Source organism: Streptomyces brasiliensis, from assembly GCF_014647875.1.
In the GTDB taxonomy this organism is placed as follows: Bacteria; Actinomycetota; Actinomycetes; order Streptomycetales; family Streptomycetaceae; genus Streptomyces; species Streptomyces brasiliensis.
The window spans coordinates 150,373-166,779 of record NZ_BMQA01000014.1 but is presented as its reverse complement, the minus strand read 5'-3'; the positions used below and the strand labels follow the sequence as shown (position 1 = coordinate 166,779).

The 16,407-nt window shown below is 70.6% G+C and carries 9 protein-coding genes and 1 pseudogene; 8 read left to right on the top strand and 2 right to left on the bottom strand.

All coding sequences use genetic code 11. The annotated features are described in order from the left end of the window. Positions 1 to 180 precede the first annotated feature (180 nt). From IEZ19_RS22730 to IEZ19_RS22720, 3 genes and pseudogenes are all read left to right on the top strand, one after another. Positions 181 to 660 (top strand): hypothetical protein, encoded by a 480-nt coding sequence (locus tag IEZ19_RS22730; protein ID WP_189313107.1) that lies wholly within the window; start codon positions 181 to 183, stop codon positions 658 to 660. Continuing rightward, positions 657 to 1,016, top strand: a complete 360-nt coding sequence (locus IEZ19_RS22725) for a hypothetical protein (RefSeq protein ID WP_189313106.1) — start codon at positions 657 to 659, stop codon at positions 1,014 to 1,016. The genes IEZ19_RS22730 and IEZ19_RS22725 overlap by 4 nt, the downstream gene beginning before the upstream one ends. A gap of 27 nt (positions 1,017 to 1,043) precedes the next feature. After that, a pseudogene (locus tag IEZ19_RS22720) lies at positions 1,044 to 1,421 on the top strand (right-handed parallel beta-helix repeat-containing protein); the annotation flags it as partial. 60 nt (positions 1,422 to 1,481) lie between these two features. Here the strand turns inward: IEZ19_RS22720 and IEZ19_RS22715 are convergent. Then, positions 1,482 to 4,274 (bottom strand): helix-turn-helix transcriptional regulator, encoded by a 2,793-nt coding sequence (locus IEZ19_RS22715; RefSeq protein ID WP_229840630.1) that lies wholly within the window; start codon positions 4,272 to 4,274, stop codon positions 1,482 to 1,484. A gap of 356 nt (positions 4,275 to 4,630) precedes the next feature. Beyond that, entirely contained in the window at positions 4,631 to 5,614 is a 984-nt protein-coding gene (locus IEZ19_RS22710) for a helix-turn-helix domain-containing protein (protein WP_189313104.1), read from the bottom strand. A 281-nt stretch (positions 5,615 to 5,895) separates the two neighbouring features. Between IEZ19_RS22710 and IEZ19_RS22705 the strand changes: the two genes are divergently transcribed. From IEZ19_RS22705 to IEZ19_RS22685, 5 genes are all read left to right on the top strand, one after another. Then, on the top strand, positions 5,896 to 8,826 hold the full coding sequence (locus tag IEZ19_RS22705; protein WP_189313103.1) for a helix-turn-helix transcriptional regulator: 2,931 nt from the start codon (positions 5,896 to 5,898) through the stop codon (positions 8,824 to 8,826). A gap of 452 nt (positions 8,827 to 9,278) precedes the next feature. After that, the gene (locus tag IEZ19_RS22700; RefSeq protein ID WP_189313102.1) at positions 9,279 to 12,884 is read left to right on the top strand and encodes a S8 family peptidase; all 3,606 of its coding nucleotides are present in this window, start codon (positions 9,279 to 9,281) and stop codon (positions 12,882 to 12,884) included. Positions 12,885 to 12,969: 85 nt separating this feature from the next. After that, positions 12,970 to 13,533, top strand: a complete 564-nt coding sequence (locus tag IEZ19_RS22695) for a hypothetical protein (protein WP_189313101.1) — start codon at positions 12,970 to 12,972, stop codon at positions 13,531 to 13,533. A gap of 487 nt (positions 13,534 to 14,020) precedes the next feature. Next, positions 14,021 to 15,253 carry a GNAT family N-acetyltransferase gene (locus IEZ19_RS22690; RefSeq protein WP_189313100.1) on the top strand — a complete coding sequence of 411 codons (1,233 nt, stop codon included), beginning with the start codon at positions 14,021 to 14,023 and terminating at the stop codon, positions 15,251 to 15,253. Between the two features lie 298 nt (positions 15,254 to 15,551). Further along, complete coding sequence (locus tag IEZ19_RS22685) at positions 15,552 to 15,929, top strand: VOC family protein (RefSeq protein WP_189313099.1); 378 nt, start codon at positions 15,552 to 15,554, stop codon at positions 15,927 to 15,929. Positions 15,930 to 16,407 lie beyond the last annotated feature (478 nt).

The window sequence follows — 16,407 nt, the reverse complement described above, 5'->3', positions numbered from 1 at the left end:
ACGACAAGAGTGCCTGGAGATCGTTCCCCGCGGCATCGAAGATCGTTCCCCCGCAGCAAGGGGAACGGGATCGGACGCCCGTCGATCGGCCACTCGCGAGGTGTGCGCGATCGGTCCGCTGCTCTGCACCCCTCTTCTGGGTGATGGCATCCAGGAAAGTTTCGAAGTAGTTTCAAAGTTATGGGTACTGAGAGCGCGGCCGTGAACTTCTCCGAACTGGTGAACAAGAACAAGCAGACGCTTGCCCGGCTTCAGGAATCACCGAGACTGCTCCTGCACCGCAGAGACGGCGAGGATCTGGTCCTCACCACCGCGGCGCGGGCGGAGCAGGACCAGAGGGTGGTGTCGGCGGCCACCCGGATGCTGGCCGCGATGGCGCGCCGGGAGCCCGGCAGCATGGAACTGCTTCTCGACATACTGCCGGACGCGTTCCCGTGGGTCCGTTTCCTGCCCGAAGCCGATCTCCACGCTTTCGCCGTCGAACTGGTGGACACCATGCGTGCCGCCGACTCGATCGGCAACAGCGCGTCCGTCGCCCAGTTGCTCATCGCTTGGCAGCACACCGCCGAGGTCTACTCCGACCCCGAACTGCTGGCCGCACTGACCCAGGACCACGGCGAAGACTACGGCCCGGTACCGGACCCGGGGCGCGCCGCATGACCGCGGGCCGCAGCGACCGCGCCGCGCCACCGGCACCAGACGGTCAATGGGAAGTCCGCTTCGCTGACGCGGCCTCGGCCAAAGGCTGGGACAGCCTCGCCCAACAGGCCCGGGAGAACACCTACCGCGCCTGGATCACCATGCGCACGAATCCCAGGCCAGCCACCGAGACGCCCCGGCACCACCGGCTCAAGGGCAGTCTGGCGCACGGCACCCACCGCGGACAGACCTGCGAGCAATGGCAGATCGAGGTGACCAGCGGCGGACGCGTCTGGTATCTCCTGGACACCGCCCGCGACACCTGCTGGATCACCTTCGCAGGCACCGGGCATCCGCGAGCCACAGACCGACATTGAGCCGACCCCGGAAACGACAAGGATTTCGTCGCGGGCTACTCCGCGGAGATGGACCGCTTCCTGGAGTCCAACCCCGGACTGGCTTCCCGTTTCTCCCGGCACGTGGTGTTCGAGAGCTACTCCACCGACGAACTGCTGTCCATCATGGCGGAGCAGGCGACGACGGCGGGATACGTGTGCGCGCCGCCGACCGTCGAGGCGCTGCGCGTCCACCTCGACGGTCTGCCCCGCACCAAGAGTTTCGGCAACGCGCGTCTGGCCCGCCAACTGCTCGAGACCATGATGACCCGTCAGGCGGGCCGGCTGGCGGCGATGGCCGCACCCGACCTGGAGGCGCTTACCACGCTGCTTCCGGACGATCTGCCGGAGGGGGCGCCGGCCGTACCGCCCGGCGCGGCACGATGACACCGGGGCACCGGCCGACCTGGTCGGCCGGTGCCCGTCCGGTCAACGGCCGGAGAGGCGTCAGCGCGCGTCCGGTGGGTGCAGGGCGTCCCGCAGTGCTACCCGGGAGGCGATGCCGAGCTTCGGATAGATCTGGTACAGGTGGGCGCCGACGGTCCGGTGCGAGATGAACAGCCGCTCGGCGATCTGCTTGTTCGTCAGTCCGGTCGCGGCCAGCTCCGCGATCTCGCGTTCCTGCGAGGTGAGGGCCGACGCGGCTCCGCCGTCCGGTTCGGCCACCACCCGCCCGGCTGCCCGCAGTTCCTTGCGCGCGCGCTCGGCCCAGGCCACGGAGCCCAGCTGCTGGAAGGCCTCCAGCGCGGCCGTCAGGGGGGCCTTGGACTCGGACAGGGCCCTGGACCTGCGCAGCCGTTCGCCCTGGGCGAGGCGCACCCTGGCCAGGGCGAACGGCCACCGGTCCGCGTCCGGGGTGGCCAGCGCCCCGGCGAACAGGCGGGCCGCCTCGGCGTCGTCCTCCGCGACGAGGGCCTCGGCTCCGGCGGCCATCAGGGCGAGCCGCGGCGAGAGCTCGGCGACGTTCGTCGTTTCGCGCAGCGCCCGCACATGTGCGACCGCCTGCGCCCGCCGGTCCGTGCGCACGGCGGCCTCCACCAGCTCGAAGAACACCCATGACGCGTGCGCGACGTACGGCGGGAAGCTCCCGGCCGGGCTGATGGCGGTGATCCGGCCGAACGCCGCGTCGAAGTCCCCGTCGGCGATGTCCGCGAGGGCGTGCACATGCAGGGCGCAGTGGACGGCCTCGCGGATGCCGCGCGGCGCCGCCCAGTTCGTCATCGCGTCGGCGAGCGCGTGCGCGGTCGCGGTGTCGCCCTGGGACGCGGTGACCAGGCCCTTGGTGTACTGGGAGAACCAGGTGCAGACGGAGTACCCGGACCTCTCGCACAGCATCAGACCCTCCTCCGACAGCTCCAGGACCTCGGTCCACTTGCCGCGGTGGTAGTCGTCCAGGCACAGGTGCAGCAGGGCACCGATGTGCCGGCGCACCGGGCCGCCGTCGCGCCCCTGCCGCACCTGGTGCCAGGCCGCTTCGCGCACCGCCGCCAGCCGGTCCGGGTATATTGCGGCGGTTCCCACCCGGACGACCCGGGCGGGGTCCGTCTCCTTCGTCGTGCTGTCGATGATCTCGTCCAGCTCCCGCAGCGTCGCCGCGTCGGCGTGGGCCGGGTCGCCCCAGGTCCTGGCGGCGACCATCAGCAGCCTCGGAGCAGTGGGTTGCAGCCGGGCCATGGCCGCGTAATAGGGCACCCACAGCTCCTCGCGGGCCCCGTAGTTGCACAGCAGCAGCAGGAAGTACAGCGCGTCGATGAGTGCCGGGTCCTCGGCGTCGTAGCCGTGGCTGCCCTCCTCGATGGCGCCGACGAGCAGACGGTGAGCCGTCGTGAGGTCCCCGTCACTGTTCAGCACCAGCTGTACGGCGGCGTTCGCGGAGCTCAGCGAGGCGTTGTGCCCGGGATCCGCTCGCGACGCGTCCTCCAGCAGCTCCGACGCGCTGCGCAGCGCGCCGATCGCCTCGGCGCCCACATAGGCGGCCTCCGACAGCCGGCGCGCGCGGTCGGAGGCCAGCGGGCTGAGGTCCGCGGCCCGGGTGAGCGCGGCGATCGCGGTCACGGCGTCGCCGCGCTCCAGGATGCGTCGCGCGGTCCGCTCCAGCAGGAGGGCCACCTCCTCGTCGGGCTGGAGCGTCGCCTCGCCCAGGTGCCAGGCCCGTCGTTCGGGCTTGTCGGCGAGCACCTGTGCCAGGGCCCGGTGTGCCAGGCGTCGTGCACTGCTGGTGGCCGCCGCGACGACGGCCGACATGATCAGGGGGTGCCGGAACACCAGGCGGCGCGGGGAGTCCGTCACGTGGACCAGCCCGTCCTGCTCCGCGGGGTCCAAGTCGCGCAGGTCGGCGTCGCCGTGGGTCTCCCGCGCGGCGGCGGACAGCACACCGAGGTCGCCGGTGCCGTCCAGCGTGGCGAGCAGCAGCAGGGTACGGGTCCCGGCGGGCAGGGAGCGGACCCGGGACGCGAACACGGACTGCAGGCGCGCGCCCAGCGGCAGGACGGCCGGCAGCACCTCCCGGGCCCGGCGCTGGTCCGCGCGCAGCGCGTCGGGGAGTTCGAGCAGGGCCAGCGGGTTGCCCTGCGCGGCGTCCAGCAGCCGCCGGCGCACCGGATGCGCCAGATCGGGGAAGCGCAGGTCGACCAGGCGGGCGGCGGCGTCAGCCTCCAGGGCGGGCAGCTCGTACGCGGGCAGCCCGGTGCCGTCGAAGAAGCTGCTCACGCCGGTGCGGGAGGCCGCGAGGAACCGGATGCGGGTGCCGGACAGCCGCCGGGCGAGGAAGCCGAAGACGGCGGCGCTCGCCCGGTCCACCCAAGGCAGGTCGTCCACGATCAGGAAGACGGGGGCGTCCTCGGCCGCCGACCGCAGCAGGGCCAGCGCGGCGTTGCAGACGACCAGGCGGTCGGGGAGCGGGCCGGCGCCGAATCCCAGGGCGATCCTCATGGCCTGCCGGCTGGGGGTCTCGAGCCGGTCGAGGATGCCGTGCAGCGGCAGCAGGATCTGGTTCAGCGCCGAGTAGCCGACGTCCGCCTCGAACTCGGCGCCGGCCGCGCGCAGGACGCGGATCCCGTTCTCGGTGGCTGCCCTGGCCACGGCGTCCAGCAGCGCGGACTTGCCGACGCCGGGCTCCCCGGACAGCAGCAGGGCGCCGCTCGTGTGTTGCCCGAACATGCCGGAGACCTGGTCCAGATCGCGTTCGCGTCCCACCAGGAGGTGGGCGGTGGCGGCCCCCAGCGCGTCAGAGGACGTCACCGGCCACCGCCTTTCCCCGGCCGTGCCCCGCGCGTCGCGACGGGACCGCCGTACGGCGCACCGCATCCGGCGCCAGGGGCCCGCACGGCATGCAGACGGCCCCGCGCCGTGACGGGTGTGTCGTCCGCGTCCCCGCGAAGCGTGCCATGCGCCTTCCTCCCACGATGCCCGGCCGCCCATTTTAGGAGTACGCGACCATTCGCCGCGTACCCGCCCCTGGCGGCGTCACCACGTGGTCACCGACCATGACCTGCGGATTCGCCTGCCGGCGGGCGGGCGGGAGTCCCGGCGGAGCGCCGCATCGGGCGTGATCACGGCCTGCCGGAGCCAGGAGACCGTGCCGGGCGCGTAGCCGGTCAGATCAGTCCGCGGGCGGCGGCGCGGACGCCCGCCTGGAAGCGTGTGTCGGCGCCCAGCTTGGCCAGGACGGCGGCGACGCGCCGGGTCGCGGTACGGGTGCTGCACCCCAACTGGCGGGCGATGGCGTGGTCCTTCAGCCCGGCGTTGAGCATGCCGAGCAGGACGACGTCGTCCGCGTCGAGACCTTCGTCCCCGGCGGGCGCCGGTCCGGTGAGCGGCTCGGCGCGGGCCCAGTAGGCCTCGTAGAGCTCCATCAGGGCGTCGAGCACGGCGGAGCGATGGATGACGACGAGGTCGCTGTAGTCCGGTCCGGACAGGGGGACCAGGGCGATCCGTTTGTCGATGATGTGGAGTTTGAACGGCAGGGACGGCAACATCCTTGACCGTTCGCCCAGTTCGGCGAGCCTGAGCAGCGTTGCGAACCGCCCGGGCCGTTCCATGGACTGCGGGCAGTAGATCGACCGCACGTCGATGCCCTGCCGGAGCCACTTCGTGGTGATGCCCAGCTCGTCCTCGTTGCTGTGGTGCCGGCCGTTCGGGCGGCCCACGTAAGGCGGTCGGTCCAGGGCCCAGACGTGGCTGGTCGCACAGGCGCCGATCCCCTCGATTCGCTCCAGGATCAGCTCATGGTCCGACAGGACCTCCACCAGGTTGCCCGGATCGGAGCGCAGCCACCCCGCCCGGTAGCGCTCGGCGATCCGGTCGATCTCCGTGCGCGCCGAGGCCAGCGCGGTCTCCGCCTCCCACTGCCGTCTGGCCAGCAGGGGCAGCAGTGCGCTCTGCGGGTTCGTCGCCCGGTAGTGGCCTCGGTCGGTGACGTGCAGGAGCCCGAGGTCCTTCAGACGGGTCAGGCACTGCAGGACGTGGTGCTCCGGCGTCCCCAGGGAGGCGGCTATGTCCGCGACGGTCACCCGGCCGTGGTCCACACAGCAGCGATAGACCTGCTCATCGGTTTCGGCTATGCCCAGGGCCGCGAGCACGTATGCGCACCTCCGTCTATCGGCACATGTCATTTGTGGCGCGGTTGGTCATCCGTCCGAACCCGCCATCAGAGTATCTGGACACCTATCCGAAGAACAGCGTTCACTGTGCTCGCTGTGACGGCCCCCCGCCTGGAGAAACCCTCCGGCTCGGTCCATTCCTGGAGGAACGTGTGAGACCCCCGCTCCGCGGAAGATCCTTGGCAGGCGTGTTCGGGTGGCCCTGTGGCCGGGGCAGGGTGAACATGCCGGGTTCGGTCGGCTGAGGGAGGCGGGCGTCGGTGAGACGGGCCAACATCGATGCCGGTCGACTTCCAGCGCTTTCCCTGCCGCGGTTCGTCGGGCGGGACCGGGAGGTCGCCGTGCTCGGCGAGGCGCTCGGGCAAGCGCCTGCCGTGGTCCTGATCGATGGTGCGGCGGGCATCGGCAAGACCCGACTGCTGCGGGAGTTCCTGGTGTCCCAGGGCGAGCGTGGCCGTCGCGTCCTGGTCGGCTCCTGCCCCGAGCTGCGCGTGCCGTACACGCTCGGCGCGGTCGTGGACGCGGTGCGCGACGGCGTCGGCAGCGTCTCCGGGCTGGGGCTGAGCGGACTGTGCGGGGCGCTGCGGCCGTTGTTTCCCGAGTGGGCCGCTGACCTGCCTCCGGCGCCGGAGCCGCTGGAAGACGCGACCGCGGCCCGGCACCGGCTGTTCCACGCGTTCGTCGAGGTGCTCAGCCGACTCGACGTAGCGGTGCTGGCACTCGAGGACGTGCACTGGGCGGACGAGGCGACTCTGGAGTTCCTGCTGTTCCTGGTCTCGCGCCGACTCCAGCCGGTGAGCGTGGTGGTGACGTACCGGCGGGAGGAAGTGACCCCCGGTTCACTGCTGTTGAGGCTGTCCTCACGGCTGCCTGCCGACGCACACCTGGTCAGACTGGCACTGAAGCCGCTGGGAATCGGCGAGACAGCCGCGATCGTCTCCTCGATGCTGGCCGACGAGCCTGTTTCGGCCGAGTTCGCGGCCTTCCTGCACGCACGAACGGAAGGCATACCGCTGGCGGTCGAGGAGTCGGTGCGGTTGATGCACGACCGGGCCGACCTGATCCGTCAGGGCGGCGGTTGGGCGCGCCGTCGGCTGGACCGCATCGAGGTGCCGCCCACGATCCGCGACGCCATGCTGGAACGCGTGGGGCGGCTACACCCCGATGCCCAGGCGGTCCTGTACGCCGTGTCGGTGCTCTCCGGCCCGGCCGACTACGCGAACCTGAACGCGGTGACCGGTCTGTCCGAAGACCGGTTCGCCGCGCAGGCGGCCGACGCGCTGGGGTGCGGTCTGCTGCGTGAGGACGGACGTGGGCATTGGTCGTTCCACCACGCCCTGGCGCGTCAAGCCGTGTACGAGGCCATCCCGGCCCAGGAACGGCGTGTCCTGCATGTGCGCGCCGGCCGGGCGTTGGAGGATTCGCCGCTGCCGTCGGTGGCGCAGCTGGCCCGGCACTTCCGGCTGGCCGGCGATGCCGAGGCAGCGTGCCGGTACACCGAGCAGGCGGCTGACCTCTCCATTCAGACGGGTGATGTGGCCACCGCGGCACTGCTGCTGTACAACCTGGTCACCACCCTCGCTCTGCCGGTGGAGCCACTGGCACGGCTGGTGATGAAGATCCAGTTTCATTCGCTGCTGCCCGACTCCGACCCGCACTCGAAGATCATTGAATCGTTGCAGTCGGCCCTCCGGACCCGGGCTCTGACGCTGGGACAGCAGGCACTGCTCCGTTTCCATATCGGCCGGGTGCTCATGATGGCTGGTGCCATGGAGGCGGGCCGGCACGACATATTGAGAGCGGTGCCCGACCTCGCGCCGGACTCGCTGGAGGCGGCACGAGCCCGAACCCTCCTTGCCCTGCCCCTCGGGAACGCGCAACCGGCATCGGAGTATCTGCGGTGGCTGGGCGAGGCACCCGCCGTGGCACCGTCGCTCCCGCCCCACGAGCGACTGCGCCTGGTGCAGGAACGCGCCTTCGCGCTGCTGATGCTCGGTGAGGTGGTCGGGTGGGCGGAGGCCCGGCGGATCCCGGACGACACCGCCAATCCGCGGGAGGCGGCGACCGTCGTGGTGGGTCACACGAATGTCGGCGAGGCGGCGATGAGGTGGGGGCGGATCGACGAGGCCGAAGCACGACTGGCCAAGGCCCAGACGCTCGCCGAACGCCACGAGCTCCTGTCCTACCTTGACAGCATTGCCTCCAGCCGGGCCCACCTCGACTGGTTCACCGGCGCCTGGACGGGCCTCGCCGAGCGGGCGGCCCGGCTGATCGACGACGAGGACAGAGTGAGGCTGAAGGACCGTTGCGAGGCGGCCCTCGTGGCGGGCCTGCTCCAAGCCGCCGCCGGAGACCGGGCAGAGGCTGTGGAGCGTCTGCGGTTCGCCGCGCAGGACGACCAGCAACGCATCGAGGCCACGGCCGCGCTGGCCCAGCTGAGTCTGCGGGACGGCGACATCGAGCAGGCGCTCCGCCTCACCGAGGAACCGGCCGAGATCAGCGTCGGCAGCGGAATCTGGCCCCGGGCCGTCGAGATTGCCCCGGTACGGGTCGCGGCCCTGGTGGCCGCCGGCCGGCTCGGCGACGCGGCCGACCTGGTGACCGCATTTGAACGGGCCCTGGGCGGCACGGATGCTCCGGCGCCGCAGGCGTCCCTGGAGCTGTGCCGCGGGATGCTGGCCGAAGCCGACGGCCGACTCGCCGACGCTGCACGGTTGTTCGCCCAGGCGGCCGACGCATGGCAGGCGCTGCCGCGTCCGTACGACGCCCTGCTCGCCCGGGAGCGCCACGCCCGCTGCCTGCTCGCCGCCGACCGGACCGAGGGCGGCCTGCTGATCCTGTCCGAGGTCTCGCGGGCGTTGGCGGACCTCGGCGCCCACAACGACGCCGAGCGGGTGGCACAGACCCTGAATGAGCGAGGGTGGGACACCCGGGTGGCGCGGGGCCGGGGCCGCCCCGGCTACGGCAACCGGCTCTCCCCGCGCGAGCTGGAGGTGGCTCGTCTGCTGGTCGGCGGCCGGACGAACCGGCAGATCGCCGAGGCGCTGGGGGTGTCGACGCAGACCGTGGCCAGCCAGTTGAAGTCGGCCATGCGCAAACTGTCTGCGACGTCGCGCACCGTACTCGCGCTCAGGGTCGTGGAGTTGGGTCTCGTCGGCGAGCACGGGCAGCCGCCGGCGGGTGACGAGTAAATTCCACCCTCCTCGCCCGGACGCGAAGAAAAGCGCGTGAGCCGGCGACGGCTTTAAATCCCGCATCTGACCAATCGAGTTGGGGCCGGTCCCGGCTGCACACTCATCGCCATGGTGCCCGCAGAACCGCCTGCACCGGAGCCGGCAGGTGACCCAGCCGTGCCGGTACGCCGGGCGAACGACGAACCAGTACCGGCAGGACCGCCGGCCGAGCCGGCAGACGCCCCCGCCACCCGCAGTGAGGGCGATGCCGACGACGAGTACGAACCGCTCTAGCAAGGAGGCTCCCGGCCGGACCGTGCTCGACCGGGCGAGAGGCGCCGTCAGTCCGGGCGACGACCTCGTGCCCTGACGCAGTCTTCCCTCGCCAGATGTTCCTCGTGAATCCAACAGGAGATCGATAGATGAAGCGAAGTCCGACAACCCGGCGTCTCAGAACGCGCTCGGGCGCGGTGACCGTTGGTCTGGCCCTCTTCGGGGCGATCATGTCGCCCACGGTGGTACACGCCACCGAGCCGGCCAGACAGACGCCGCTGCCCGGTGTCGTACAGACCAAGAGCACGACGGTGACCGCCGACGACGACCTGGCGCGGATCGTCTCCGCGTCCGGCGGCTCCGTCCCGGTGACGCTGATCACCGGGGACAAGGTGCACGTCGGCGTCGACGCGGACGGCAAGCCGGTCGTCCGCGACATCGAGAGCGCGGCGCGGCCCGATGGACCCCCAGTCGTGATCCACACCATCACCCGTCAGGGCAAGGTGTACGTCGTGCCGGACGACGCCCTCGCACTGGTTGGCAAGGGACTGCTCGACTGGGGGCTCTTCGACCTGACCCAGCTGGTGACGCTCGTCGCGTCAGGCAAGACCGACGCGGTGCCGGTGCTCGTCAGCTACACCAACACGGCGGGGGCCGACAAGACGCGGAAGGTCGCCGGGGCATCCGGTGGCAGGGCGCTCCCGAGCATCAACGGCCGCTCGACGAACATCGCCGACAACGGGCGATGGTGGCAGGGGGTGCGGGGCAAGACGGCCTCCACGTCCGCCGCCGCCCGGTCCGCCGGTTCCCTGGCCGGAGTCAAGAAGGTCTGGCTCAACGGCCTGTCCCGGGTCGACCTCGAGCAGTCGGTACCGCAGATCGGCGCGCCCGTCGCCTGGGAACGCGGCTACGACGGCACCGGCGTGACCGTGGCGGTGCTGGACACCGGCATCGACGCCACTCACCCGGACGTGTCCGGAAGCATCGCCGGGCAGGTCGACTTCACCGGCAGTCCCACGGGCACCAAGGACGGGCACGGACACGGCACCCACGTGGCGTCCACGATCCTCGGCAGCGGCGCCGCGTCCAAGGGGCTGCGCAAGGGCGTCGCCCCCGGCGCCAAGCTGCTGGTCGGCAAGGTCTGCGACGACAAGGGGGAGTGTCCGGACGACGGGATCATCGCGGCCATGGACTGGGCCGCCCACTCGGGGGCCAAGGTCGTCAACATGAGCCTCGGCGGTGAACCCACCGACGGGACCGACCCGATGAGCCAGGCGCTCAACGAGCTCAGCCGCAGCACCGGGACCCTGTTCGTGGTCGCGGCCGGCAACTCCGCCCTCATCCACAAGAAGGTCGTCGCTCCGGGTTCCGCCGACGACGCCCTGACCGTGGCGGCTGTCGACAAGAACGGCGAGATGGCCGACTTCTCCAACCGCGGACCGCGGATCGGCGACGGCGCCGCCAAGCCCGACATCGCGGCTCCGGGCGTCGACATCGTCGCGGCACGCGCCGCCGGCACGGCCATGGGCACGCCGGTGGACCAGTACTACACCACGGCCAGTGGCACCTCGATGGCCACACCCCACGTGGCCGGCGCCGCCGCCATCGTCGCCCAGCAGCACCCGGAGTTGTCCGGTCAGCAGATCAAGGCGCTGCTGATGGACACCGCCAGCGACCTGGGGCACGACATGTACGCCCAGGGCACCGGCCAAGTGAACCTCGCGGTCGCTACCGACCCGCGGATCGTCCCGAAGGGGAACCTGAACTTCGGCAGCCTGGCCTCCCCGCAATCGCCGGTGACGAAGACGATCACGTACACCAACCGCGGTGACGAGGCGACCACGTTGCATCTCACGATGCCGGTCTCCTACGGCGACGGCCGGCCCGCCGCGGCAGGCCTGTTCACCCTCAGCACGGACAAGGTGGTCGTCCCCGCCGGCGGGTCCGCCGAGGTGTCGGTGACGGTCGACGGCAGGGGGCTCGGCACCGACGGGGCCTACGGCAGCTACAACGGGCTGCTGAGAGCCCAGGATGACTCGGGCACGATACGGCTGAGCTCGAGAATCCGCACCTTCCTCGAGCCCAAGAAGTTGCCGCTGACCCTGAACGTCGTCCCCCCGGCGGGGGCCACCGACGTCCGCTACGGCACCGCCACCTTCATGCCGGTCGACGACCAGGTATATCTGCACGCGGGCGAGGCTCACGAAACCGGCGCGGCCACCATGACCGAGCAGCTCTTCCGCGGCACTTATGCGGTGCAGGTGCCGGTGAGCTGGCGGAACGCGGCCGGTGAGTGGCAGCAAGCCACCCCGATCGCACCGGAGGTGAGCCTCACCGAGGCGACCTCGGTCACGCTGGACCTGCGCAAGGCGCAGCCGCTGAGCGCGCAGTATCCGGAGTTCACCGAAACCTACCAGGCGTACGACGTCACCAACCGGGTCTCGGCGACCGGGGCATGGGCGATGAGCACGGCGGTCACGGCCGACTACAAGGCCGGTGAACCGAACTGGTGGGTGCTGCCTACCGGCAAGGCGAGCATGGGCACCTTCACCCACGACTTCTACAGCTCGCGGACAACTCCCGTCGTCACCATGCGCGCCACCGGCGGCGGTGCCCCCTCCAGCCTGTCCCCCCGCTATGTGACCCCGGACGCCACGCTGCTCGAGACGCAGGGGTGGCTGCGCGACAACGGGGACCCGACCAAGCGCGATGCCGCGGTCCCGGTTCCCCGACTGCCGGTCAAGGGACACCTGCCGGTGGTCCACGCGGGCACCGGGTCCGCCGCCGAACTCGCAGACGTCGACGCCCGGGGCAAGCTCGTACTCCTGACACCGACCGACATCTGTCAGGACACCTGCGACTACCCGAAGCTCCGGGACGAGCGGGTGGCAGCCGCTGCTGCCGCCGGCGCCGTCGGCGTGCTGGTCGCGGCACCGCACCTCACCTCGCTGGGACGCCCCTCGACGCTCGACCAGTGCGTGCTCGGGCCGCAGAGCTGCCCCGCGATCCAGCCGTACGGCGCACTGCCCATCGTGGCCGTGCCCTACGCCGAGGCCGAAGACCTGATCAAGCGGATCAAGGCAGACCCGTCGCACGTCCGGATCAGTCTCGGCGGCAGTGCCGTGCCGACGGCGTATGCCGCCAACTTCCACGACGACGGACAGATCCGGCCGAACGACTACAGGGTCGAGAAGGACGATCTCGACCGGGTCGACCTCTACTTCCACGCGGCACGGCCGGGAGAGGTCTACCAGCTGGGCTGGACGCAGTTCTCCCAGGCCGCCACGGCATCGGTGTCGCTGCCGCGCCCGTCCACGCAGCAGACCCTGACCACCTTCGTCAAGCGGCAGGACAACGCGATCAACCGGTTCGCCGCCTCCTGGGCCGACCACGGAGCGGACTCCTTCCTGGTGCACAGCCACTCCGAGGCGAACAACGTGGTCCTCACCGGTAGGAACGACATCCACTGGAATGCGGGGCCGGCCGTACCAGGGGCAGCACAGCAGGTGCGGACCAAGTCCGGCTTCTCGGTCGGGGTCGGACCGTGCTCGGGCTGCCGACAGGGCAACACCTTCTACCCCACCGTCTACCTGACGGGCAGCGGCGGCGGCCGCCAGGCACTGATCGGCATCGTCGGCGACGAGGTCCTCTCTCACGAATTCGCCTCCGACATCACCACTTGCGGATCGGTTCCTTCGCCCACCGTGCCGAGCCTCGACTCCACCTGCGACTTCAAGCTGCTGGACGCGTCCGGTCACGAAGTCGAGCGTCGCACGGAGAGCCTCCCCGATGTCAGCTACTAGACCCTGTGATGACACTCGAGCCGCTAGGGAGACCAACGCGATGAACAGCAGTGTGCCGTCGGCACGGCGGCGCAGAGGGGCCCTCATGGTGCTCGCAGCCGCGGTGATGCTGGCGCTCTCCGGCTGCAAAGGCGGTGACCTCGTCTCGTACGACCTGCCGGCGAAGTCGGCCCGGTACACGTTCGAGACGAAGACCAACGACGTCCAGACGGTGTGGGAGTACACCTCCGCCGAGCCGGCCAAGGATGACGCCCCGGAGCTGAGCCCGTGCATGGGCGACGTGCGCGGCAACAACAAGGCGGCCTGTAGGCCGGAGCCGCTGATCTTCCTGCGCTACGACTTCGATCTGGCCCTGGACAACACCGTGAAGGCAGGGGAAGCTCACGAGATCACCGTCGTCGGCTACTACCAGGAACGCCTCACCGCTCTGCCCAAGGTGAAGTCCCTGAAAGCGGAGACCAGCTTCGACGGGGGCAAGACCTGGCGCCCGGTGACCACCAAGGGCATCGGAAAGAACACCTTCGCCACGACGATCGAGAACCCACGGCGGGACCAGGCGCCCGAGGGCGTCGGGCTGCGGATCAGCGCGACCGACAGCGAGGGCAACACCGTCAGGCAGACCCTTCCCACGGCGTACACGCTGCGCTGAGGGGTACTGCCGCCGCGAATCGTGAACTGACCGGAAGTTCACAGGCCGGGGCGAGACCGAACTCTCGCTCCGGCCGTCCGCGGTCCCTCGACGACGCCTCGGTCAGGTACGCGGAACGACGGCCGTTGACGGCAGCCGACGCCCCGCAGTGGCACAGGAGCACTGGACCACCACGGTTGCGGCCGCCACGACGGCTCGGCCTTCGGCGGCGGCAGTGTGACAGCGCGGCCGGTTGTCGGGCCGAAACCCCTGATGCGCACAGCATCGGCGGCTGACCGCACCTCCGGCGGGTTGCCCGGTGTGCCACCGGTCGAGGCACCCCGCCCGCTCGTCCGCGGCGGCCCCGAAGCTCAGACAAGGACCAGGCTGTGCTGTGACCGGCCGCAGGCCCGCCCGTAATTCGCTTGCCCTGGCCACGGGTCAACACTGCACTGTGACCAGACACCACGCGTCGTGGTGCCGGTATTTCGAGGAGGCAGCGGCAGCAATGGAGATTCGCTCTACAGCCGATGGGGACCTCGACGTCTTCGTCGACACAGTCCATGCCGCGTTCGGGCGCTTCCCGGAAGCCCCGATAGAGGGCGGCGGGCTCTGGTGGTCGGCGCTCGAAATAGACCGCTGCCTGCTCGCCCTGACGGCGGACGGGCGCCCCGTCGGGACCGCCGCCGCGTACTCCTTCGAGCTCACCCTGCCCGGTGAGACCCTCGTCCCGGCCGCCGGGGTGACCGCCGTCGGCGTCCTGCCCTCGCACCGGCGCCAGGGCATACTCAGCGCGATGATGCGGCATCAGCTCGCCGAGTTGCGGGCCCGAGGGGAGTTCCTCTCCGTGCTGCTGGCCTCGGAGGCCCAGATCTACGGCAGGTTCGGCTACGGACCGGCGACCTACACGGCGCGGCTGACGGTGCCACGCCACGAGGCCGCCCTCGCCGTTCCCCGGGCGCGCGGAGTGGCCGACGCACCAGCGACCGGCTCGGCCAACGGCTCGGTCGAGGTGCTGCGGCGTGCCGAGTGCGGCGAGATCCTGGAAGAGGTCTACGACCGGTATCGCCGCACACAGCCCGGCGCGCTGTCCCGGCCGCACCGCTGGTGGGCCTTGCGCGCGGGGCAGCCCCCGATCTCGCCGGCGCCGCGCTACGTCGCCGTCCACCGGGGCGCCGACGGCGTCCCGGACGGGTACGCCAGCTACTCGATCGGCGAGCCCGGGACCTTGACGGTCGACGAGACCATCGCCACCGACGACGCCGTCTTCACGGCCCTGGCCCGGTTCGTACTCGGACACGACCTGGTCTCTCAGGTCGTGTTCAAGCATGTCCCGCCCGAGCACCCGCTGCGCTGGCAGCTGGCGGACTTCCGTGCCGGCGAGGTGAGCGGCGACACCGACTGGCTCTGGGTGCGGCTGCTGGACGTCCCGCGTGCGCTGACCGCGCGCGGCTGGTTCATGGACGGCGAGCTCGTCCTCGACGTCGAGGACCCGTTCCTCGGCGAGCACGGCCGCTACCTGCTGACCGTCCGGGACAGCAAGGCCGACTGCGTCCCGACGGACCGGGAGCCGGACCTGTCCCTGGACATGAGGGACCTGGGCTCGGTCTACCTCGGCGGCACCGCCCCGAGCACGCTCGTGCGTGCCGGACACATCCGGGCCCACCGCCCGGGCGCGGCCGCCCTCGCTGACGCCCTCTTCCGCGCCGAGCGCTCCCCGCACTGCCTGCACTGGTTCTGACCGCGCGTTCGCCGCCCCTGCGCAAGTCTCGTCAGCCGGGCTACAAACTGGTCGCCCTCCAGCCGCGAGGCGCTCGACAATCGCGGTGCGGTCCCGGCGGCGTAGGCGCGCAGCAGATCGAGTGCCCGCCACGCGGCCTCGTTCATGCGCGGGTCAGATGACTGCGGGCAACGTGAGATTCTGACCCTCGACGCGTACACCTGGCCGGATCATGCAGGTGGTCGGTTTCGCACTCACCCGTAGGCAGCTTTCTCTAGGTTGTGCATCAGGGAAGTCCACTGATCGTCCCGGAGGCGTCATGCCCTTGCAGATGAAGTTGAGCGCGATAACCCTCGACTGCCCGGATCCGCTGGCTTTGGCGGCGTTCTATCAGCAGGCCACCGGTCTGGAACTCCATCCCAGGTCGAACGCTGACTTCGCCGGCCTCGACTGTGAGGACGAAGTCTTCATCGGCTTTCAACGGGTCGATGGCTACCGGGCTCCGCGCTGGCCTGAACAGACCGTTCCTCAGCAACTTCACATGTGCTTCAAGGTCGAGCAGGACCTGGACGAGGTCGAAGTCCGGCTGCTGGAGCTGGGTGCGGGCAAACCGGATCATCAGCCTCATGGGGCCAGAGCCCGCGTTCTCACCGATCCGGTCGGGCACCCCTTTTGCATCGTCGAGGAGGCTGACTGAGGAGTTCACGACGGCTGTGGGCTCCAGCCATGCATGCCTACGGAAGAAGAGCGCGACCATCGCGCGGACAGGCTCAGGTTGGTGATGCTCTGTCACGCTGACAAGACTCGCTTGCGGAGAAATTCGAATCCCGCGCGGCCGGACATCTGCCGCTTGAGCATCTTGATCCGGTCGACATGACCCTCGGCCACACCGGAGTTCCACGGTCGTGTGAGGCCGGCGATGACGGCGTCGAGGTCGCCGGCTGCCCGGTTCTGGGGATCAACTGGGACAGCGGCGACCACGCCATGGGACATCGCGGCGAACGCCGCTCCGGACAGGTCTATACCGTGACGCTTCAGTCTGGCCTCGGTGGCCGGACAACGATGCGTTGGACAATCCCGCCCTGCGCTCCCGGACGGCGCTGAGCAAACCGATCGGCAGAGCGCCAACGACTCACTGTGACCAGAGCCGGCGGCCACCGGAGAATACGCGCCAC